Here is a 22,700-nt window from a genome sequence, read left to right on the forward strand (position 1 = left end):
GGGTTACATCTTATCGGCAATGTTTCTAATCGTTGCTATACTTTGTTACTTGGAAGACTACATCAGGAAGTATCAGAAGCCATTATTCTTCCTGATAGGTCTTGTGCTGATTTTTGTGGCAGGATTTCGAGAAATTGGTTTGGACCCTGACTCGGAAAATTACGAATATACATTCCAGCATTATTTCAAGAACGGAACAGATGAGATGGTAGAGCCATCCTTTCTGCTCATATCTTACTTTTTGGGATTCTTTACAGACAATGTACACGTTCTGTTCTTGCTCTATGCTTTGTTCGGAGTGTCACTAAAGATGTTTGCCTTCAGAAAATTGAGCGAATTCTATTTTGTTCCATTGCTGTGCTACATCAGTTTCTATTATGTATTGCACGATCTTACCCAGATAAGAGCGGGAGTGGTATCAGGAATCTTCCTTATCGCACTCCATCTCATCACAGAGAACAAAAAGAAAATAGCCTTCCTGCTTTTGCTCGGAGGATCTTTAATACATTATTCATCTTTGACGCTCCTTCCTGTCTTGTTTCTCAACAACAAGCCATTCAATAAGAAGACAACCATTCTGTTTCTTTGCGCCATTCCGCTGGGATATGTCGTATATTATGCAGGAGGTAGCATTCTGATGAATCCGTCACTTCCACTCATCGGTAACAAACTGGCTATCTACCAGGCTGCTGTGGAAAAGGGTAAAATAACGGTAGGCATCAATATATTTGATCCGCTGCATCTCATGTCGGTCATGCTGTTTTATTACCTCTTCCTCTTTAAGGATACGCTGACGAAACTATGCAGTGATTTCCCGATATTGCTCAAGACGTCTGCAATAGGATTATCCCTATATTCGGCACTTGCGTTTTTGCCTGTTTTGGCATTGCGAACCAGCCAGCTGTATTGCATCGTGAATATACTGCTCTATACTTATATCATGTACACTTTCAAACAGAAGTGGATAGGTATCAGCATGATAGTCATCATCTCCCTCCTCATGCTCTATGTGAGCATACCGCATTATGGATTGGGAATGATGATCATGCCTAATTAAACAATAAAAATAAAATAGAATAATAATAAAAAGCATATTAAATGGAAGCAAGAGTTATAGCATATTATTTACCACAGTTTCACCCAATCCCTGAAAACGACAATGTCTGGGGACCAGGATTTACAGAATGGACCAACGTAGCCAAAGCCCGTCCTGTATTTCATGGACACTACCAGCCAAGAATACCAGCCGATTTAGGCTTCTATGACCTTCGTCTGCCTGAGACTCGCGAGCAGCAGGCTCAGTTGGCACGTGAAGCAGGTGTAGAAGGATTCTGCTACTGGCATTACTGGATGGGTAACGGCAAGCGCCTGTTGCAGCGTCCATTCGATGAGGTTCTCAATTCCGGCAAACCGGATTTTCCATTCTGCCTGGCATGGGCAAACCATGACTGGAAAACAAATACATGGAAGAATAAAGGTGGCAACCAGATGATCTGTGAGCAATTGTATCCTGGCGATGAAGACTACATTGCCCATTTCAACTATGTGCTCAAAGCATTCAAAGATCATCGTTACATCACGGTAGATGGTAAGCCACTGTTCCTGATTTTCGACCCATATCACTTCAAGGATGTGCGCCACTTCATGGAACTCTGGAGAAAGATGGCAAAGGAGAATGGATTGAAAGGCATCTTCTTCGTTGCTATGTGTGCTTCAACAACAACGGTCAAGAGAAACGAGGACGGCACCATCAGACGTGTGATGCCAAACCTTGAAAGCAGTGCCGACATCTACAACTCATTCCTGGAATTAGGTTTCGATGGCATCAACCCGATGGGAAAAGGTAGAGCCGAGATGATGTATCAGGGAAAGTATTGGCGTATAGCAAGAAAAGCCATGCAGAAGGCATTCCCTTTCATGCCGGCACTGAAGTATGATTATCCTAAGGTGATGAAGCATTTCTTTTCACCAGAAGACAATTGGGACAACGTGTTCCCTACTCTTTTCCCACAGTGGGACCGTACCCCTAGAGCCGGCAAGCACGAAGGTATCTACGTAAATGCTACCCCAGAGAACTTCGAGCATCATATAGAAGATGCATTGCAGCTCATCAAGAACAAGCCTGAACAGAGAAAGATTCTCTTCCTCCGCTCATGGAACGAATGGGGTGAAGGCAACTATGTGGAACCGGATACCAAATATGGTCATGGTTTCCTCGATGCCATCAGAAATACAATTAAGAAATAAAAGAATAACTACATCGATAACGAAACATGGAAGTTAAAATCATACCAACAGGAGGACTTTGTAACCGATTACGTGCCATAGCCACAGGAGTGGCGGTGGCAAAGAAATATCATTGTTCTTCTGTCATTTACTGGAACAACAGCCTAGGTTTAAAAGCTGATTATTGCGAACTTTTCAAACCTATTCCACAAGATGATGTGAAACTGGTTGAGAACAAGCAATGGCTATACAACATCAATGGTAACAAGGACTACCTGATGAGATGGCCCCTGCTGAAAACGATGTTCGAGCAAACCGTGTTCAACTTCAGCATCTATCGCGATGGCGAGATATACAGCAAATTAAAAATGAGCTATTCACGCTCGCTCCTCCTCATCTCGTGTTATCCTATGTGTACGAAATATACCATCCAGGGAATGTTCATTCCACAAGATGATATCCAGCGCAGAATAGACGAAGTAGTATCAGGCTTTTCTGAGAGTACTATCGGTGTGCATATCCGCAGAACCGACAATGTTGTATCCATCCAATCTTCTCCATTAGAGAACTTTACCAACATGATGGATGCGGAAATCAAGAAGAATGCCAATGCCAAATTCTATGTAGCCAGCGATGATGATGAGGTAAAGGAAAATCTGAAATCAAAATATCCCGACCGCATCATTACCCTGATGGATGATACTGATCGCAATTCCCTGGAAGGAATGAAATTTGCAGTGTTAGACTTATTCTGTCTTAGCAAGACCAATAAGATTATAGGAAGCGTAGGGTCTTCATATTCACAGGTTGCTGCAGAGATAGGAGGTATTGAAGTTGAATATGCAAAATAAGTAACAGTTATGGCAACTAAAATAAGTGTTATCATACCGACATACACTCCCAAGGATTATCTTTGGGAATGTTTAGGAAGTCTTGAGAATCAAACTTTATCAAAGGATGAGTTTGAGGTAATCCTCGTGCTCAATGGTGAAAGAGAACCTTATGAAAGCTTGATTCGCAAGAAACTGCCAGAATACTCCTTTACCAGCACACTGCTTTACTCTACTCCAAATGGAGTATCTAGAGCTCGAAATCTTGGAATGGAAAAAGCACAAGGCTGCTATATCTGTTTCATTGATGATGATGACTGGGTATCAGACAACTATCTGGAAGAGTTGCTTTCTAAAGCATGTGACAACGGAATTGTTGAAGCCAATGTGAAAGCAGTGAATAAGGAAACAGGAGAAGAAAGTGAACAGCATTTTCTGAGTCGTGCATACAGAAACTATCAACCGGCAAAGGAATCAAGTCGCTATTCCAATCGCAGTTTTTTCTCGTCAGCATGTTGCAAACTGCTTCCTAAAGAATGTATAAACGGACAACGTTTCGACACAAATATCAAACGTGGTGAAGACTCCATATTCATGTATGGAATATCCTGGAAGATCAAACATGTAAAAGTAGCCGCACCTACTTGCATATACTATATCAGAAAGAGAAATAATTCTGCAGGAAGACGTAAAATCAGCATTGTGACCAAGATATATGAATTCCTATCTCAAAGTTTCAAATATACAGGCATGTACTTGAGTCATCTAACTCATAACGACCCTTTATTCTATCTAAGTAGAATAGCAGGAACTTTTTATAATAAACTGATACAGCAACATTAAAAATAGTAGATATGATACATCCAACATCAAGTAAAGGAGGAAGAATTCTCTTTGCTCCTGCTATTGGTTTATGTCATTTTTTGGGAAAGCACAATCCCGAATTGCTTCTAAAGATAAGATATTTTCTCACCTTTAAGAAAAAACTGAATTTAAAAAATCCCCAGGATCTCAATGAAAAGATTCTGTGGGCAAAATTGTATTCAGACACGACCCAGTGGACAATCCTTGCCGATAAATACAAGGTAAGAGATTATGTTGAGCAAAAAGGTCTCGGCAACTGTCTTGTCAAACTCTACGGAGCTTGGGACAACGTGAACGACTTCGACTTTGACCAACTGCCAGAGAATTTTATTCTCAAGGCAAATAATGGCGACGGAAAAGGTACCAATAAAGCCGTAAGAGGTAAAAGTACCCTACCCATTGCCCAGAAGGCTGCTATTGTGAAGACCATAGATGAATGGTTACACCGCAAGAACATAGGACTGCTTCATGTAGAACCTCATTACAAGGAAATCCATCCGATGGTCATTGCAGAAGAACTGCTCCCTACACCGAAGGGCGAATCTACATTAATTGATTATAAACTATGGTGTTTTAATGGCAAAGTTCACTATATTCTGATATGTTCCGACCGTTCTGGCAATGGAGCCAAAGTTCACTTAATGCTCTATGACAGAGAGTGGAATGCGTGCCCACAATATTCTATATTCAGTTCCGGCTATCCTAAAGGTAAAATTATGCCAAAGCCTAAAAACTTGGAGAAAATGATAGAGGTAGCAGAAAAGCTATCCCAGGGATTCCCTGAGTTGAGAGTTGACTTATACAATTTGAATCCGGAAGACGAGAATGGAAAGATTTACTTTGGAGAGTTAACGTTCACATCACTCGGAGGACTGATGACTTACTTTACTCCTGAGTTTTTGAAAAAGGCGGGTGCCTTGTTTAGCATAAAAGATTTCAAAAAGAAAGTTTAATGGAATCATATTAACGTCTGTAATCAGAAAGGGACACCACTTTTAATAATAAGTGATGTCCTTTTCTCTTTGATAGATTCTCACCCAGTCAAACTCGGTTTCATAAGTGGCATGCGGATCTGGAGCATGCCAGTTGCCATACCCCACACTTTGATTCAGAATGATGAAGAAGGAACGGTCAAACGTCCATTGTCCTTCTTCCAGCTTAATGGGGTCATCCGACTTAAGATAGCAGCCGGTAGTCTCTCCATCAATATAAGTAATCAGCGCATGAGGTGTCCATTCCAAACCATAAACATGCCATTTGTCCCGCTCAATGTTTCTTGTCAGGAAGACGGTCTTATCGCCACTTTTTTTCAAAATCGCCGTGCGATGCGAATGGAAGGTTTGTCGTGCAATGCCTTCGTCGCCAAAATATTCTATCAGATCAACTTCACCATATCGATATGGATTGCCAGGAACTTGCGGCATAATCCATGCAGCAGGAAAGTTTCCTTTCTGCAAATTTGTCCTCATCCTCACCTCTATTTTTCCATACTTAAAGGCAAACTTATGCTTGGTAAATACTGCACCTGCCAACATCATTGCCGTATCTGCAGGATTCGTATTCGGAATAACCCGACAAACCAATCTTCCATTTCTAATAAAAACAACATCTGCCGTATCAGAATTCCACTTTGCCCAAAGATTATTTGCACGCGGAACCCTACTCCATAATTTAGGATTAGGCTGGCTACCATCAGGAAGATTAAACTCCTCCCGAAAGACGAGCTTGTATTTCTGCTCTCTATCCCTAGCCATTACATGATATGTATCTCCTGACAGAAGACTGAAGGTAAATATCACCAAACTAAATATTTTTTTAAATTTATCCTCATATTGTTATATTTAAGAATAACACCTATATCCTGTTTTACATACAGGTTTAATAAAGTACAAATATACGGTTTTTATTAGAAAGAAACAAATTTTTCCTTCACATTTTTGTAAAAGACAAGGTTTTTTAAGCAAAATCTTCAATTAGTATCTTCATTTTACTTTTATCTCATTATTTTTTATTACCTTTGCAACGAAAGAAACAATAATCATCTTTTGAGAAAGTTAAACTCTAAAATAATGAATAAAGAAGACTTAGTATCTGTCATCATGCCAACTTATAATGCCGGCAAATATCTTGCCGACAGTATGAATAGTATCCTTAATCAAACTTATAAGAACTTAGAGTTATTGATTACCGACGATGCTTCCACAGACCCAACCACCTTGCAATTGCTGAAGGAATATGCAAGCAAGGACGAAAGAGTCAACATTCTATATCTGAAAGAGAACCATGGCGCCGGCTATGCCCGAAATAAGAGCATCGAACGCGCCAAAGGACGCTATATCGCCTTCTGCGACAGTGATGACAGATGGACCACAGATAAACTTGAAAAGCAGATTGCTTTCATGAACGAGAAGAAGTGTGCTCTCTCATGTGCCTCATATATTATCTTTGATGGAGAAACGCAGGACGAGATAGGATTCTGTACGGCTCCGAAAAAAATAACATACGGGATGATGAAGAGAGACAACAAGGTGGGTTGCCTCACTGCTATCTATGACATTCAGATGCTGGGCAGGAAATTCTTCATGCCTACCATCCGCAAACGTCAGGACTGGGCTTTGTTCCTGCAGATTATCAGAGAATGCAAGGTTTGCTATGCTTATCCGGAAAAACCTTTGGCCTACTATTGCATGCGCAGGAACTCTATCTCAAGCAATAAGATGTCGCTGATGAAATATAATATTGCAGTTTATAAGGAGATATTAGGTTTCCACCCTATCAAGGCAAACCTTTATTTCTTCACGCTTTTCCTGCCAACCTATGGTGCGAAGATATTGAAGCGTAAGTTCGACAGTTACACTTTTACTCATCAAAAATAAGACTATCGTTTTTTATATAAGAAGAAAGGCTTTCCTGTATAGGAATCAATAGGCTTTCAAGTACAAATGACTATCATCTGGAGTGAAAGGATATATCTTTTCGAGTACAAGTATATACCTTCTCGTATGTTGCCACTAGGCTCAGCAGACCTGCTGAGCCTAGTCAGCAGGTCTGCTCACTGCAGTCAGCAGGTCTGCCGAGCCTAGTGGCAACTCCTTGTAATCGTACAACTACAACCTGTTTAGTTGTACAACTATACACTCTTTAGTTGTACGACCATACACCCTATAGTCGTACAACCGTAATTTTACAGTTGTACAACTAAACACCTTATAGTTGTACAACTAAACAATTAGCGACTCAAATTTAGAGAATGAAAAGACATTTTCTAACTTAATAATTGCTTGGCAGAAACTTCTACTACCCCGCCATTTCCGTCACTAATGACCACAGGACGATTGTATAAAGCCTTTTCTACCAACATATCATGCTGAGCTTCAACTAAGCCTAATTCAACTTTGTTGATAAAGCCCTCAATCTCACTTTCACTCATAATCCTTAATTATTTTAAATTTAACAATATCCTTAATCTTCGTTGGAAGCTGTCTACCTCCAAAAGCAATACGTTCACCTTTATTTCATAAGCTACTTCTTCACTCACATGAAAAAGTTTTTTAGCGAAACATCTGTCACATCCATCACGATTACGAATTTGGAATACTCAAATCTCTGATTACCAAAGTATTAAAGTTCAAGAATAGCGTGATATATTGATTGTATTTTTACAATACCCATCACGCTATCCCTCACGGATTTTCTGTATCACTCACTATTTTAGCGAAAACTCGTCTTGATTTTACGAGTTATTGCAAAATCCAATCATCTAGAGTACGTTGGTCTTTCGAGAAATTCAAGCCAACCAAATGTATCGTTCGCTTTTCTTCTGCGAAAGCTGATGCATACCTGTTATTCAATATCTGATCTACAGCAACAGTTGCATTTTTATCATATTTTAATTCAATGACATAAACACTCTTCTTTGTTTTTAAAACAAGATCGATTCTTCCACTAGAAGTAAAATGTTCCACACTCACATCTGCACCTAACATCGAAAATATAGTGTACATGACTGCCTGATAATGACGTTCATTGTCATTTACTATAACATATGGAAATTTGTCATAAAAAACTTTCAAATGAGGCAGAAAAGACTCAAAATCATCAAGCTTAACTACATATTTCACATAAGAGTTAACTAAAGCGTCATAATTACCAAAATCATCCGGTGCATAATAATGATAAAGACTCTCTGAAAAGCCTTGTCTAACCTCTTCATTTGGAAAACCTAGAAGATATTGCTTAGTATCCTCATTGTAATCTTTTATAGTAAGATAACCACTTTGATAGAGTACAGGCATCGGGTCGGTAATCTTATCTGTAGGTACATTGAAACGACTTTCTGATGCCCATATCTCATCTAGTTGCAACATATCAATTCCTTTCTTATGCAACAACTCTATCAGAAACGTAGGAGTACCAGAAGCAAACCAATAATTGTTAAAAGTCTTATCGTCCATTGCATTGATAATGCTATAAGGGTTATAAATACCTTCCGACTTTGCAGTAAAGTGATAACCATCATAATGATAACGTAATTTAGCTAATACCTCATCACTTGATATACCTTCCTTTGCTGCCAAAGTTTGTATTCCTTCCGAAAAATTATCAATCAATTCTTCTTCCGTAAAACCACAAACAGCCGCATAATCTTCTTTCAATGTAAGAATTTTCAAGTTGTTAAGTTCACTGAAAATACTCAACTGACTAAACTTAGAAATTCCCGTGATAAAAACAAAGCGTAGATTTGCTTCCTGATGCTTCAATGGACTAAAGAAGTCGCGCATAATTTCACGAATTTCATCTTGCAATGTTTCATCTTTCATGCTATCATGCATTGGGGCGTCATATTCATCAACAAGTACAACTACTTGTTTACCAGTCTGCTGAGCAGCTGTCAAGATAATATTCTTCAAACGCTCACTATATACATCTGCATAATCAGGGTTCACCGCTATTCCATAGATTTTCTCATATTCAGAAAGCATTCCATTCAAAGCAGCATGAAGATTTTTCAGGCGATAATACTTGCTGGCACTTAAATCTATATGAACAACAGGGTATGAAGTCCACTCTTGCTCCATCTGCTCAATGACAAGTCCCTTAAACAAATCTCTTTTACCCTCAAAGTAAGCCTGAAGTGTAGAGACAAAAAGAGACTTTCCGAATCGCCGGGGACGACTCAGAAAATGAAATTTGGCATAATGTGCCAATTTGTAAACAAACTCTGTCTTGTCTGCATATATATAATTGCCTGCAACAATTTCAGAGAATGTCTGAATTCCCAAAGGATATTTCTTCATAATCTACATTTTTCTGCAAATGTACCATTTTTATTTTGTTTCTCCAAACATTTTATGTCTTTTTTATTTTTTACCCTTTCCGAAATCATTAATTTTAAAGAACTTAAAAGAAATATACGAAATAAGCGTGTTTGAATACAATATATTAAACAATGTTTCGTTTTTTAAATAAAAGAAAATAAGAAGTATGGAAAATAATCAGAAGAAATTCAATGATATCCCATCATATATCAAGTGGAATGATGATGTAGATAATCCTAGATTCATACCTGACGGAATGAACGAAGTTGAACGAACCATCAAGCGCATAGGTGACTTCATCCTGTCGGGAGTCAGTCTTGTGGCATTCTCGCCTCTCTTCCTTATATGCTATATTGCAGTGAAGAAGGAGGATGGTGGTCCTGCCATCTTCAAGCAGGAGCGCATCGGAAGATTCGGAAGACCTTTCTATATCTACAAGTTCCGCAGCATGAGAGTGGATGCTGAGAAGAATGGTCCTCAGCTCTTTGGTCATAAGAAGGATACCCGCATGACTCGTGTAGGTGTGTTCCTCCGTGATCATCATCTTGATGAATTGCCTCAGCTTTGGAATGTATTCAAGGGCGATATGGCTTTCATCGGTCCTAGACCGGAACGAAAGTTCTATATTGATCAGATTATTGAGCACGATTCAAGATACCAGTTCCTGTATCAGATTCGTCCAGGCGTCACTTCCTATGCCACCTTATATAATGGCTATACTGACACCATGGAGAAAATGTTGAGAAGATTGGAACTCGATCTCTACTATCTGGAGCACCGTTCCTGGTGGTTCGATGCCAAGATTTTGGTGAAAACTTTCATCAATATCATTTTCGGAAAGAAATTCTAAGAATTTGCAATAAGTCACAAATCAGATTTAGATACAAAAAGTGCCAATCTGCAGAACAGGGTGGCACTTTTTGTTCCCTTAAGGGAAAATCGATGTTCCATTAAGGGAAACTCGATGTTTCCTTAAGGAAAACAAAATCAGAACTTAGTGAAGTACAGGCGCAGTGTTTCCGAGCGCAAAATCATCTTATCGCTCTTGTACTTCTCCTTGAAGAAGGGTTCACGAAGATTGTTGATGCCATACTGGCGGAGATCATCATTGACTACAATGATAGGAATATCACCGCCATCCGGTCCATTGTCCTGATGCCAATTGTTCTTATAGGGAGTATGAACGATGATGCTATCGGCAGTCTGGTCGAAGCGGAAATAACATCCACGTGGACCTACATCGGCATCATTGCAGGACAGCAACTTAAATTGTACTCCCCAGAAGATGCGACGCTTCGAGTAATCACACCAGCCACCCGTGGCTAGCGTATCTACCCGTTCGAGATGCCAATAGCCATCAAAATAACCATTGTCACTCGTCTCCAAAGTACAAGAGGACATACCCAATCCCAGGCTCAATAACATGCAAGCAGCCATAAGAATTCTCTTCAGCTTCAACAGATTCATTGTCTTTCTGATATATCCAATTCTATTTTCCTTATTCATTTTACTCAAAATTATCATTACATAACTCCTTGTCTTGCAGACGATTTTTTCTTACCTAAATTTCCCTTTTTACTGATAGTGAATTGGAAACCGGCATTGTGTCCCAGCATCTGATTGCTGCCGAAATCCATGCCATAGCCTGCCTTCATCGCCCAACCGTGACTGAAGGCATAATTACCCTCAACCAGGAAACTGACGTTATGATGCTTCTTGGTGAACGGCTCGTTATAGGTTCCCCACCCTTTCTGGTAAGTAACCAGCGCACGATAGCCGAACCTATCTGTAGGCTGACCATCAAAACCAAGATGGTAAGCAATGAAACGGTTGTCTAATACCTCAATTTTTCCATTGTTATTATAAATAGGTGAACGGTAAAGCGGATTGCCCATCACCTGTCCCCAATGCTGCCATCCGGTAAAAGTACCATGGTTGTAATAATCATCCGTTCCCGAAAGATGGTCGGGAATATTGATGGTACGGTCGTGGTTATAAGGACCACTCTGATACTTGGTATAGAGATACTCTACCACCACATTTCGCAACCACTTGCCATACTTGAAATTCAACTCAGTACCCAGCATGATATCCTTGAATGAATAGAGGAAAAAACGGGAGTATTTCTTCTCATTCCACTCATCCGGTCCTTCGCCATAACCATTATAGTCGAGGAAGAAAAGCTGACTGTCGTCCTCGAAGAAATGATCGGCATAGATGCCGAGTTTCCAGCTGTCGAAATCATAGTTGAAGCGCATCACCCATGAACCCACTATATCACCAGCCTTATTGATGTATTCATTCTCGCCAGGATCAGCGCCACCTGGGAAAAACGCATGCCAGAAGCCAAGAAGACCTTTTTCTGATGGCTTCAATATCATCTCGCCACTCGGAGTACGGTAGTAAGGCTTGCCCCCAAACAGGTCTGCCATCTCTACCCCCATTTCCAGGCTCCAAGGACAGAATCTCTCCTCGCTGCCTATCTTCAGATAACCCGCCTTGCTATGATAGAGCACTTCGTCGGCATATTTTTGCTTTTTGTTCGTGAAGTCATGCTGCCAACTGTCATCGGTCATCATACCATAGGCGATGTGACCTTTCAGATGCACCCAACCATTGAATATCGGCAAGGTCCAATAATCGGGCAAGGCAAGGCGAACCTGAGGAACAGGGCGCGCATTGATGCCCAGCGTCTGGCTGCCACTTGACAAAGTCTGATTCTTGAGTTCCAGCGGATATTCCTTGGCACCCACGCTCAACACGCCATGAAGCCAGCGGGCCTCAACAAAAGCCTGCTGTACGATGGCATGACTGGTATAATTAACGGGAGCCACCACATCCACACCATACCCCACTGCCCAGCGGCGGGCAGAATCAGCAGCAAGCGGGCGAATCACGTTCACCCGCATATAGCCATTTCGCTCATCGAGCGAACTCAAGCCATACTTGTTGGCATTGAGCCAAAGAGGAGTTTTTCCCTTCGACAAGGAGCCTTGCATCTCCACCCCATACTCTACCCCCTCGCAGAGGTTGAGTTTGCCTGGGGCTACGTCTTCTTCCTGCCACAACTCCTGGGCAGTGACGTGGATTGGCAGAGCACAAGCCGCCAAGTATATTGCTATCTTCTTCTTCATCAAGTCGTGAATATGATTAAAAAAACTACTTTTAAACGTTATCTCTTGAATATATTCCTTATCCAAAGTCTAAGCACTATTAACTGCTTGACCTAAACAAAATGCAAAAATAAAACAAATATTGCGTATTGCCACACTTCTTTAACAATCATTACGAATTGTTATACTATCAACCGATTTTACGTTCAAAATCAGAAGGAAATCAAAGAAATTGATAGTTGAAAAGAAACATTTCATTTTCCCAACGATTGTTAAAAACAAAAAGCAAAAATAAACCATCTGAAAAAAAATCAATCAACTATTACGACGATTGCAACTATCGGGCTTCTTTCTGCGTCTAATCGACAAAAAGAAAAATAGTTGGCCCATTAAAAGTTTTGCAATATGTATCATTGGGACAGAAAAAAGAAAAGTAACAGTAAAAGTAACAAAAGAAGAAGTATGAACGGAAGTTTAAGAAACGGCATGTTTGCCCTGCTCATAGCAGCAGCTCCACTTGCCACACAAGCCAAGCAATGGTCGCTGAAAGACTGCATCGACTATGCGCTTGCCAACAACATCTCACTCCAGAAAACGCAGCTCACCAAGGCTAGCGCTCAGGAGGACTACTTGCAGTCGAAAGCGGCTCTGCTGCCTTCGCTCAATGCAAGCACCAGCCAAAGCGTCAACTACACGCCTTGGGTGGCTAGCGGCATCAGCAGCGACGGTTTCTCAAGAGCCAGCATCGATAAGGTATATTACAACGGCACCTACTCGGTGGCTGGTAACTACACCATCTGGAACGGCAATAAGAACAAGAACCAGGTGAAACTCAACAAGCTGGTGGCTGAGGCTGCCGAGCTTGACTCTGCTACCCAGGCGGTGAAGCTGCAGGAGCAAATTGCCACACTCTACGTTCAGATTCTCTACTCCACAGAGGCTATCAAGGTGAATCAGGAAAGCTACGCATCAAGCCTTCAGAACGAGGAACGTGGCAAGGAGATGGTGAAAATAGGAAAGATGAGTCAGGCTGACCTGGCACAGCTCACCGCTCAGCGTGCACAGGATGAGTTTAACATCGTACAGGCTGAAAGCAACGTGAAGAACTACAAGCGACAGCTGAAGGAGTTGCTCCAGATTACCAGCGATGAGGCTTTTGATATCAATATGCCAAACACCACGGATGCGATGGCGCTGGATGCCATCCCGGCACTGAACGGCGTATATGCTGCGGCTTTGGAAAACCGTCCGGAATTCAAGACCTTCCAGAACCAGTTGGCGCAGAACGACCTCACCATCCAGATTGCCAAGGCGGGCAAGTTGCCTACCATCAGTGCCAATGCGGGGGTTTCTACCAGCAGCACTTCGATGAACAACAAGGCATGGGGCACACAGTTGAAGACCAACTTCAACATGGGCGGCGGTATCAGCGTGAGCGTGCCTCTCTTCGACAACCGCACAACCAAGACTCAGGTGAACAAGGCCCTCCTGCAGCGTGAGAGTATCCAGCTCGACCTGAAGAACCAGCAGACTCAGCTCTACTCTACCATCGAAAACTACTGGTTGCAGGCTTCTACCAACCAGAGCCAGTTTAAGGCTGCCAAGGTGAGCAGCGAGAGCGCACAGACCAGCTACGACTTGCTGAGCGAGCAGTTTAAGTTGGGACTGAAGAACATCGTGGAACTTCGCACAGGTAAGGACAACCTGCTGAAGGCTAAGCAGAATGAGCTTCAGGCTAAATACATGACCATCCTCAACCTCAACATTCTGAAGTTCTACAAGGACGGACACATCTAATTTATATATATTGCAAAACATTTAATAGGTTAACATCATAAAATGAAGAAATTAAGAATAAGCAAAATCTGGATTGCTGTCATCGTGATAGTAGTCATCGCCGTGGCAGCCTGGGCGCTGTCGGGAGGTAAGAAGGAAGAAGAGATTAACTTCAAGGAGGAAGCGGTGAAGACTGAAACCCTCCAGAACAGTGTAACTGCCACCGGTACCATCGAGGCAGTGACCTCAGTAACCGTGGGTACACAGGTGAGCGGTATCGTGAACAAACTCTATGTGGATTACAACTCTCAGGTAAAGAAGGGACAGGTAATCGCAGAGCTCGACAAGACCAACCTGCTGAGCGAGCTCAATACGGCTAAGGCAAATCTCGCCAGCGCCACCAGCAACCTCAGCTATCAGGCAGCCAACATGAATCGCTACCAAACGCTTTACAAGAAGGGACTCGTAAGTGCCGATGAATACGAGAACGCTCTCCTCACCTATCGTCAGGCGAAGGAACAGGTGGCTTCATCCAAGGAAAATGTACAGAAGGCTCAGACCAACCTGGGCTACGCTACCATCACGTCGCCTATCGATGGTACCGTTATCTCGAAGAGCGTAGAGGAAGGCCAAACCGTAGCGGCAAGCTTCAACACCCCAGAACTCTTCACTATTGCCAAGGACCTGACCAACATGCAGGTAGTGGCAAACGTGGATGAGGCAGACATCGGCGGTGTGAAAGAAGGCGACCGTGTTACCTTCACCGTAGATGCTTATCCGGATGATACCTTCGAGGGAACCGTAAAGCAGGTGCGCCTGGAAGCAACGACTACCAACAATGTGGTTACTTACGAGGTGGTAATATCTGCTCCAAATGCAGACCTCAAGCTGAAGCCTGGTCTGACAGCCAATGTCACCATCTACACCCAGGAGCGCAGTGGCGTACTCGCTGTAGCCAACAAGGCTTTGCGTTTTACTCCTACCAAGGAAACCGTGGGCAAGGATATGAAAATTGTGGATTGCAAGGGCAAGAACAAGGTATGGACCCTCAGCGACAAGACCCTCACAGCCCATTCCGTAACCATCGGTCAGACCGACGGAGTGCACACCGAAATCATCAAGGGTATCAAAAAGGGACAGAAGATTGTAACAGAAATCATCGTCAATACGCCTGAGGAGGAAGAGGATGCCCAGCAGAGCCAAGGTCTGATCAGTGGTCCTGGCCCTAGAGGAAAAAAGAAATAAGACAGAAGGCATAATTTATAATTAATAATTTACAATTTATAGTTAAGAATTATGGCTGAAAATATTGATAACAAAGAGAAGAAGGTTGTCATCGAGCTGGACAACGTGAGGCGCAACTTCATGGTAGGCGACGAGGTGGTGCATGCCCTGAAGGGCGTGAGCTTTAAGATATACGAAGGCGAGTTCGTTACGATCATGGGTAAGTCGGGTTCGGGTAAATCTACCCTATTGAACCAGCTGGGATGTCTCGACACGCCATCCAGCGGCGAATACTATCTGGATGGTGTCAGCGTAAGAAAGATGAGCCGCAACGACCGTGCCATCCTCCGCAACCGCAAGATTGGTTTCATCTTCCAGAACTACAACCTTCTGCCGAAGACTACCAGTGTGGAGAATGTGGAGCTGCCACTGATGTACAATCCTTCCGTTACTGCCGAGGAGCGCAAGCAGCGTGCCATCGAAGCCTTGAAGGCTGTGGGCTTGGGCGAGCGACTCTATCACAAGAGTAACCAGATGTCGGGTGGACAGATGCAGCGTGTGGCCATCGCCAGAGCTCTGGTGAACGACCCTGCCGTGATTCTCGCCGATGAGGCTACGGGTAACCTCGATACCCGAACCAGTTTCGAGATTCTCGTACTCTTCCAGAAGCTCTATGCCGAGGGAAGAACCATCATCTTCGTAACTCACAACCCAGACATCGCCAACTATTCGAGCCGCAACATCGAGCTGCGAGATGGTCATATCATCAGTGATACCTACAACGACCATATCCTCTCGGCAGCCGAAGGCCTTGCCGCATTGCCAGCCAATACGGACGAATAGGAGAAGTGAAGAACGAAGAGTGAAGAGTGAAGAATTCAACAGCTTTACTAATCATAAAGTTCAATGTTCAAAATTCAAAGTTCAAAGTAAATGAATTATCAGAATCTTTTAAAGATAGCCCTCCGAGCGATAGCAGCCAACAAGATGCGCTCCTTCCTCACAGCCCTGGGTATCATCATTGGTATCGCAGCCGTGATTACGATGCTTGCCATCGGACAGGGAAGCAAGGCGAGCATCAAGGCGAACATCGCCGAGATGGGTTCCAATATGATCATGATTTCGCCGGGTGCCGACATGAGAGGCGGTGTAAGACAGGATGCCTCATCGATGGAGACCCTGAAGCAGACTGACTATCAGACCATCAAGGATGAGTGCAACTATATCAGTGCCATCTCGCCTACCGTAAACAGCGCCGGACAGTGGATCTACGGCAACAACAATACCCAGAGCAGCATCTATGGCGTGAACCAGGATTATCTCAGCATCCGACAGTTGAAAGTAGCTGACGGAGAAATGTTTACCGATGCCGACATCAAGGCGGCAGCCAAGGTTTGCATCCTGGGTCAGACGGTGGTAGATTACCTCTTTCCAGACGGCAGCGACCCTATCGGTAAGGTGGTGCGCTTCAACAGCATCCCTTTCCGTGTAGTAGGCGTGCTCAAGAAAAAAGGCTACAATAGTATGGGTATGGACCAGGACGACCTGGTACTGGCGCCTTACACCACCGTGATGAAACGACTCCTGGCACAGACTTACCTGGGCGGCATCGTATGCTCGGCCATTACCGAGGAGGCTTCGCAGCCAGCACAAGACCAGATTAGCGACATCCTGCGCCGCAACCACAAACTGAAGGATGCCACCGCCACCACAGAGGCAGATGAAGACGACTTCAATATCCGTTCGCAGGAGGAAATATCCAGCATGATGAACTCCACCATGTCAACCATCACCATCCTGCTCGGATCCGTGGCAGGCATCTCATTACTGGTGGGCGGTATCGGAATCATGAACATCATGTATGTTTCCGTAACCGAGCGAACCCGGGAGATTGGTCTTAGAATGAGTGTGGGTGCCCGAGGCATCGACATTCTGAACCAATTTTTGATTGAGGCTATCCTGCTGTCAGTAACAGGTGGTATCATTGGAGTGATATTGGGCGTGAGTCTATCGCTCAGTCTGAATGCCTTCCTGCACATCGCCACTCAGATTGAGCCATGGAGTATCATCATGAGTTTTGCCGTATGTACCTTCACCGGAGTATTCTTCGGCTGGTATCCTGCGAAGAAGGCAGCCCGTCTCGACCCGATTGAGGCGATAAGATATGAATAAAATTCGAAATATATTTGGTTAATACAAAATAAAGTTGTACTTTTGCGTCTGCAAAGTGCAACTTTTTTTGTTACCGGAAAGATTCAGGAAAGATTCTGAAAAAATTCTGAAAATATTTAAGAAGGTTACAGGAAAGAAGCACCGAGTAAAAAGAAAGTAAACATTTAAAAGACAGACAATTATGAGATTTATAGGAATCATTCCAGCACGATACGCCTCAACGCGTTTCCCAGGTAAGCCACTCGCCATGCTTGGTGGCAAACCAGTAATCCAGCACGTTTATGAGAAAGTAGCAGCCGTCTTGGAGGAAGCCTACGTGGCTACCGACGACGAGCGCATCCTCAATGCCGTGGAGGCTTTTGGCGGTAAGGCGGTGATGACCCGCACCGACCACAAGAGCGGTACCGACCGCATAGAGGAAGCCATCGAAAAGATTGGCGGCGATTGGGATGTCATCGTCAATGTGCAGGGCGATGAGCCTTTCGTGGCAAAAAGCCAGTTGGAAACCATCTGCCACTGCTTCGACGACCCAACCACCCAGATTGCTACCCTGGGCAAGGCATTTACATCAATGGAGGCTGTGGAGAATCCAAACAGTCCGAAGATTGCCGTGAGCAACCAGGGCTTTGCTCTCTACTTCTCCCGCAGCGTCATCCCATACGTAAGAGGCAAGGAGCGCAAGGACTGGCTCAACAACTTCCCTTACCTGAAGCATCTGGGCATATATGCTTACCGCAAGGAAGTGCTCAAGGAAGTAACCCAGTTGCCACAGAGTTCTCTGGAGATTGCAGAGAGCCTGGAGCAGTTGCGCTGGTTACAGAATGGCTATAAGATTAAGGTGGGAACCACCGATGTGGAGACCGTAGGCATTGATACCCCAGAAGACTTGAAACGAGCAGAAGAGTTCTTAAAGAGTTTATAGTTTATAGTTGACAATTTATAGCTTACAGTTTACAGATAAAAGAGATAGGAGTTACAGGGAGAGATGAACAAGAATCAGATAGAAAATATCGTGAGTAATTACATCGTGCGCCACAACATGTGGAAGCACGCTGGCTTTTATATCGTTGCCCTTTCGGGAGGAGCCGACAGCGTAGCCTTGCTGCTCATCCTGAAAAGCATCGGCATGCCCGTAGAGGCCGCCCACTGTAACTTCCATCTGCGTGGCGAAGAAAGTGATCGCGACGAACAATTCTGCGTGGATCTGTGCGAACATGAAGGCATTGCCCTGCACCGCATCCACTTCGATACATTTACCTATGCCGAAAAGCACAAGGTGAGCATCGAGATGGCGGCGCGCGACCTGCGCTATCGCTATTTCGCCCAACTCGCCAAAGACATCAATGCCGATGGCATCTGCGTGGCACACCATCGTGATGACAACGTGGAAACCCTGCTGCTCAACCTGCTCAGAGGTTCGGGCGTGGACGGACTCGCTGCCATCGCTCCCCAAAACGGCAACATCCTGCGACCGCTGCTCTGCATCAGCCGACAGGATGTGCTCGACTATCTGGCAGAGAAGAAACAGGATTACGTAACCGATTCCACGAATCTGGAAGATGATGCCCTGCGCAACAAGATACGTCACCACGTGATTCCGCTGCTCGAAACGCTGAACCCTGCAGCCAGGGACAACATCGCCCAGTCGGCAAAATATCTGAGACAGGCAAAACTGATGCTCGACAATATGGAAAAAGACATGAAACCATCTGATGCCGACAATGCCGACAGCGTGATTTTCATTGACAAAGCCCCAATCATGATGGCGGCAAGTCAGGAATTCATGCTCCACAAACGCATCGGCAACTATGGATTCCATGGTGACACCATCGATAACATCATGAACGCTCTGAGGAATCAGGATGGCGGTATAGGAAAGGTTTGGAAAAGCAATGACTACATGCTAGCCATCGACCGAGAGCAACTGCTCATCACTCCGCTGGAGGCGCTGGACAACCTGCAGAAAGAGCGGGAATTCCGACTCCCCGAAGAAGGAAACTACACGCTCAACGACAGCACGAAAATCAAGCTCCGCCGCTATCCACGAACCGAAGACTTTGCACCAAGTAAAGAGAGCCATCGCATCACGCTGGATGCCGACAAGGTAAGCTTCCCACTCACCTACCGGCTAACAGCACAAGGCGACCGCTTCCAGCCATTCGGCATGAAGGGAACCAAACTCATCAGTGATTACCTCACCGACCGCAAACGAAACTACATGGAAAAGATGAGCCAGCATGTACTGACCGACAAGGAAGGCGAAATCATCTGGCTCATCGGAGAAAGGACATCCGACAGATGCAAAATCTCTCCTACCACCCAATCTATCCTGGAGATAGAAATGATGGAAAATCCGGATGCCCCACAGAAATGAGAAAAACAAGAGAGAATAGAAGAAACAGGGAAGGAATTGAAAAATGACAAACATCAGAAAAAGAGGCATCGGGATAGCCGGTGCCTTGTTGGTTATTCTACTTTTAGCTTTGGGATACTGGATCTATCGCTGCCAGAACCCCACAAGAGAAAGCGTGCAGGCTGCCAAGGCACGCATTGAAGTATACAGCAGCTACGAGATAAGAAGAGGCGACAAGACCTTGCTGCACTTCGACGAAGACACCACCACCCTAGCCGCCGTCTTCGTGAACCGCTGGGCACTGGTGCCATCCTGCCAGGGACGACTCGCAGCATCCTATGATGCCAGCATCACCAAAAACAAATACAAGGGGCTGGACGCCGACAGCGTGCTGGTGGAGAAGGTGGATTCGCTCGACAGTCTCTACAAAGATTCCAAATGGAAAGAGAGCGAGTTAGCCTACTACATCCACTCGCATAGCGTGATGGACCTGGGCTACAACAGAATCTGCGCATTCGAGAACCGGGAAAAGGTGTTGAGAGATTCAGCCAAGAAGATGCTCGACTCCCTGCACCATATCCAGGGCAAGGATTCATCGGGAAAAGTATCCAACGGCAAGGAAAAACTGCAACTGGTACACCTTATTATATATAAGGCATTCTACACCGACGAGAATGGCAAGACCCAAAGTGAAGACTGCAAGCTCATCGGAAGCATGGACGGCAAAAATACCCAAGGTTGCCATCTCTTCCAGCTGGCTTCAGAAACCACCCCAGATGGCATCTTCGGCATCGCACCCCGCACGGCTGCCGGCATCGTAACCCTGCAGGGAGTCACCCACAGGAAGCCTATCAACTATGAACTGAGACCCGATTCCCTGGGCTACTTCTCGGGTTCATACGACAGTCTGTACCAAGCCGAAGGCTATGGTGTATGGATAGGACACGATGGTACCTACTACGAGGGTGAATGGAAAGACGGCGAAAGAAACGGCTGGGGATTCAGCATCGCCCCCAAGAAACCGCTGAGAGTAGGCGAATGGAAGGCTGACAAATACAAGGGTGAGCGACTGGTCTATACATCGCAGCGCATCTACGGCATCGACATCTCCAAATACCAGCATGGCAAAGGCAAGAAGAAGTATCCTATCGACTGGAAGCGACTGCGCATCACCCACCTGGGAACCATCAGCAAGAAGACCGTGAATGGAAACGTGAACTTCCCAATCAGATATATCTACATCAAGAGTACGGAAGGAAAGTCTATCGTCAATCCTTTCTATAAGAAAGACTATAACGATGCACGCAAACACGGCTATCACGTAGGAACTTACCACTTCTTCAGCACCAGGAGTTCGGCTGCGGAACAGGCAAACCACTTCTTGCGCCATAGCCATATCCGCCGTGGCGATTTCCCTCCCGTTCTGGATTTGGAACCATTCCCAAGTCAGATTAAGCAGATGGGCGGTCCGGCTGTACTCTTCGCAAGGGTAAGAACATGGCTCCGACTGGTGGAAAGAGCCACCGGAGTGAAACCCATCCTCTACATCAGTCAGATGTTCGTAAACCGGTATCTTCCGCTTGCCCCCGACCTGAAGCACGACTACCTGGTGTGGATAGCCCGATATGGCGAATATAAGCCAGACATTCACCTGGTTTATTGGCAATTATGCCCCGACGGAAGGGTTGCCGGCATACACGGAACGGTGGACATCAACGTCTTCAATGGTTACCAAAAAGCATTCGATAAATTCGCTAAGAATGAAGCAGTTAGATAAAATTTCAAAAAACCAAGAGTTTTAGGTTAAATAATGTTATCAGAAGTAACAACCTATTGAATATTTTACTATCTTTGCATTATTGTGTAACTAAAAGAAAGAGGGAATAGTTATTATGAGACAGCTGAAAATACAGAAAAGTATAACCAATCGAAATAGTGAGGCACTCGATAAATATCTGGTGGAAATAGGCAGAGCTCCTATGATTTCCATCGACGAAGAGATAGAACTGGCGCAGATTATCCGCAAGGGTGGCAGAGCCGGAGAGAGAGCCAAGAACAAGTTGGTAGAAGCCAACCTGCGATTTGTTGTGTCTGTAGCCAAGCAATATCAGCACCAGGGGCTTACCCTCACCGACCTGATAGACGAAGGCAACATCGGCCTCATCAAGGCAGCAGAGCGCTTTGACGAGACCCGAGGCTTCAAGTTCATCTCGTATGCAGTATGGTGGATTCGCCAGAGTATCCTACAGGCTATAGCCGAGCAGAGCAGAATCGTGAGACTGCCTTTGAACCAGGTGGGTTCGCTCAACAAGGTGAACCAGGAAATCAACAAGTTCGAACAGGAAAACCAGCGACGCCCTAGCGTTCAGGAGATTTCTGACAGAACCGGAGTGGATGAAGACAAGATTACGCAGAGCATCATGGCAAGCGGACACCACGTGAGCATCGATGCCCCATTCGGCGAGGACGACGATAACTCGATGGCCGACGTGATGTCAAGCGGCGATGACAGCCGAACCGACAAGCATGTGGACCACGAGAGTATGGCACAGGAGCTGAAGCAGGTTCTGAGCAAATGCCTCAAGGAAAGAGAGCGCAAGATAGTTTGTGCCTGCTTCGGTATCGATGAGACCGAGAAAGGACTTGAGGAGATTGGCGACAAGATGGGATTGACCCGTGAGCGCGTACGCCAGATCAGGGAAAAGAGCATCACCAAGCTCAGAGAGTCGGGAAAAATCGGCATTCTTATGAAATATCTGGGATAAAACCCATATTTAAAGATAAAAAGATGTAATAAAACAGATAAAGGTTTGGACATTTACAT

20 protein-coding genes are annotated in these 22,700 nt (G+C 44.6%); 15 read left to right on the forward strand and 5 right to left on the reverse strand.

Features of this window, described 5'->3' with window-relative positions; all coding sequences use genetic code 11:
* Positions 1 to 19 precede the first annotated feature (19 nt).
* Genes KUA49_RS10260 through KUA49_RS10280 form a run of 5 tightly spaced genes read left to right on the forward strand, consistent with a single transcriptional unit; the run spans position 20 to position 4,873 of the window.
* A complete protein-coding gene (locus tag KUA49_RS10260) occupies positions 20 to 1,057 on the forward strand; it encodes an EpsG family protein (RefSeq protein WP_218411399.1) in 1,038 nt (345 codons plus the stop codon).
* Between the two features lie 41 nt (positions 1,058 to 1,098).
* The gene (locus KUA49_RS10265) at positions 1,099 to 2,247 is read left to right on the forward strand and encodes a glycoside hydrolase family 99-like domain-containing protein (protein WP_218411398.1); all 1,149 of its coding nucleotides are present in this window, start codon (positions 1,099 to 1,101) and stop codon (positions 2,245 to 2,247) included.
* A gap of 26 nt (positions 2,248 to 2,273) precedes the next feature.
* A complete protein-coding gene (locus KUA49_RS10270) occupies positions 2,274 to 3,077 on the forward strand; it encodes a hypothetical protein (protein WP_218411397.1) in 804 nt (267 codons plus the stop codon).
* Between the two features lie 9 nt (positions 3,078 to 3,086).
* Entirely contained in the window at positions 3,087 to 3,899 is an 813-nt protein-coding gene (locus tag KUA49_RS10275) for a glycosyltransferase family 2 protein (protein WP_218411396.1), read from the forward strand.
* A gap of 11 nt (positions 3,900 to 3,910) precedes the next feature.
* Positions 3,911 to 4,873, forward strand: a complete 963-nt coding sequence (locus KUA49_RS10280; protein ID WP_218411395.1) for an ATP-grasp fold amidoligase family protein — start codon at positions 3,911 to 3,913, stop codon at positions 4,871 to 4,873.
* Between the two features lie 42 nt (positions 4,874 to 4,915).
* Here the strand turns inward: KUA49_RS10280 and KUA49_RS10285 are convergent, their stop codons facing one another.
* Entirely contained in the window at positions 4,916 to 5,674 is a 759-nt protein-coding gene (locus KUA49_RS10285; RefSeq protein WP_218411394.1) for a glycoside hydrolase family 16 protein, read from the reverse strand.
* Between the two features lie 315 nt (positions 5,675 to 5,989).
* Here KUA49_RS10285 and KUA49_RS10290 point away from each other — a divergent pair, with 315 nt between their 5' ends.
* Positions 5,990 to 6,796: a glycosyltransferase family 2 protein gene (locus KUA49_RS10290; protein WP_218411393.1), complete on the forward strand. Its 807-nt coding sequence runs from the start codon at positions 5,990 to 5,992 to the stop codon at positions 6,794 to 6,796.
* A 389-nt stretch (positions 6,797 to 7,185) separates the two neighbouring features.
* Here KUA49_RS10290 and KUA49_RS10295 read toward each other — a convergent pair whose 3' ends face one another.
* Together KUA49_RS10295 and KUA49_RS10300 are read right to left on the reverse strand one after the other, a co-directional pair.
* Positions 7,186 to 7,350 carry a hypothetical protein gene (locus KUA49_RS10295; RefSeq protein WP_218411392.1) on the reverse strand — a complete coding sequence of 55 codons (165 nt, stop codon included), beginning with the start codon at positions 7,348 to 7,350 and terminating at the stop codon, positions 7,186 to 7,188.
* A 310-nt stretch (positions 7,351 to 7,660) separates the two neighbouring features.
* Entirely contained in the window at positions 7,661 to 9,217 is a 1,557-nt protein-coding gene (locus KUA49_RS10300) for an ATP-binding protein (protein ID WP_218411391.1), read from the reverse strand.
* Between the two features lie 277 nt (positions 9,218 to 9,494).
* On the opposite strand from KUA49_RS10300, the gene KUA49_RS10305 reads away from it, so the two are divergent.
* Positions 9,495 to 10,088, forward strand: a complete 594-nt coding sequence (locus KUA49_RS10305) for a sugar transferase (RefSeq protein WP_256624732.1) — start codon at positions 9,495 to 9,497, stop codon at positions 10,086 to 10,088.
* A 137-nt stretch (positions 10,089 to 10,225) separates the two neighbouring features.
* On the opposite strand, the gene KUA49_RS10310 is transcribed toward KUA49_RS10305, so the two are convergent.
* Both KUA49_RS10310 and KUA49_RS10315 read right to left on the reverse strand, forming a co-directional pair.
* Positions 10,226 to 10,705 (reverse strand): lipocalin-like domain-containing protein, encoded by a 480-nt coding sequence (locus tag KUA49_RS10310; protein WP_256624717.1) that lies wholly within the window; start codon positions 10,703 to 10,705, stop codon positions 10,226 to 10,228.
* A 56-nt stretch (positions 10,706 to 10,761) separates the two neighbouring features.
* Positions 10,762 to 12,372, reverse strand: coding sequence for a capsule assembly Wzi family protein (locus KUA49_RS10315; protein WP_218411389.1), 1,611 nt, complete (start codon positions 12,370 to 12,372; stop codon positions 10,762 to 10,764).
* 441 nt (positions 12,373 to 12,813) lie between these two features.
* Here KUA49_RS10315 and KUA49_RS10320 point away from each other — a divergent pair, with 441 nt between their 5' ends.
* The 8 genes from KUA49_RS10320 to KUA49_RS10355 all read left to right on the forward strand — a co-directional run bounded on the left by KUA49_RS10320 (position 12,814) and on the right by KUA49_RS10355 (position 22,641).
* Complete coding sequence (locus KUA49_RS10320) at positions 12,814 to 14,148, forward strand: TolC family protein (protein WP_218411388.1); 1,335 nt, start codon at positions 12,814 to 12,816, stop codon at positions 14,146 to 14,148.
* A gap of 42 nt (positions 14,149 to 14,190) precedes the next feature.
* Entirely contained in the window at positions 14,191 to 15,372 is a 1,182-nt protein-coding gene (locus KUA49_RS10325; protein ID WP_218411387.1) for an efflux RND transporter periplasmic adaptor subunit, read from the forward strand.
* Between the two features lie 51 nt (positions 15,373 to 15,423).
* Complete coding sequence (locus KUA49_RS10330; RefSeq protein WP_203049961.1) at positions 15,424 to 16,194, forward strand: ABC transporter ATP-binding protein; 771 nt, start codon at positions 15,424 to 15,426, stop codon at positions 16,192 to 16,194.
* A gap of 90 nt (positions 16,195 to 16,284) precedes the next feature.
* Positions 16,285 to 17,523: an ABC transporter permease gene (locus tag KUA49_RS10335; protein WP_218411386.1), complete on the forward strand. Its 1,239-nt coding sequence runs from the start codon at positions 16,285 to 16,287 to the stop codon at positions 17,521 to 17,523.
* Positions 17,524 to 17,704: 181 nt separating this feature from the next.
* On the forward strand, positions 17,705 to 18,445 hold the full coding sequence (gene kdsB / locus KUA49_RS10340; protein ID WP_218411385.1) for a 3-deoxy-manno-octulosonate cytidylyltransferase: 741 nt from the start codon (positions 17,705 to 17,707) through the stop codon (positions 18,443 to 18,445).
* A gap of 63 nt (positions 18,446 to 18,508) precedes the next feature.
* On the forward strand, positions 18,509 to 19,897 hold the full coding sequence (tilS, locus tag KUA49_RS10345; protein WP_218411384.1) for a tRNA lysidine(34) synthetase TilS: 1,389 nt from the start codon (positions 18,509 to 18,511) through the stop codon (positions 19,895 to 19,897).
* Positions 19,898 to 19,940: 43 nt separating this feature from the next.
* Positions 19,941 to 21,653 (forward strand): GH25 family lysozyme, encoded by a 1,713-nt coding sequence (locus tag KUA49_RS10350; protein WP_218411383.1) that lies wholly within the window; start codon positions 19,941 to 19,943, stop codon positions 21,651 to 21,653.
* Between the two features lie 115 nt (positions 21,654 to 21,768).
* Entirely contained in the window at positions 21,769 to 22,641 is an 873-nt protein-coding gene (locus tag KUA49_RS10355; RefSeq protein WP_203038514.1) for an RNA polymerase sigma factor RpoD/SigA, read from the forward strand.
* The last annotated feature ends 59 nt before the right edge of the window (positions 22,642 to 22,700 follow it).

The organism is Segatella copri, from assembly GCF_019249655.2.
In the GTDB taxonomy this organism is placed as follows: domain Bacteria; phylum Bacteroidota; class Bacteroidia; order Bacteroidales; family Bacteroidaceae; genus Prevotella.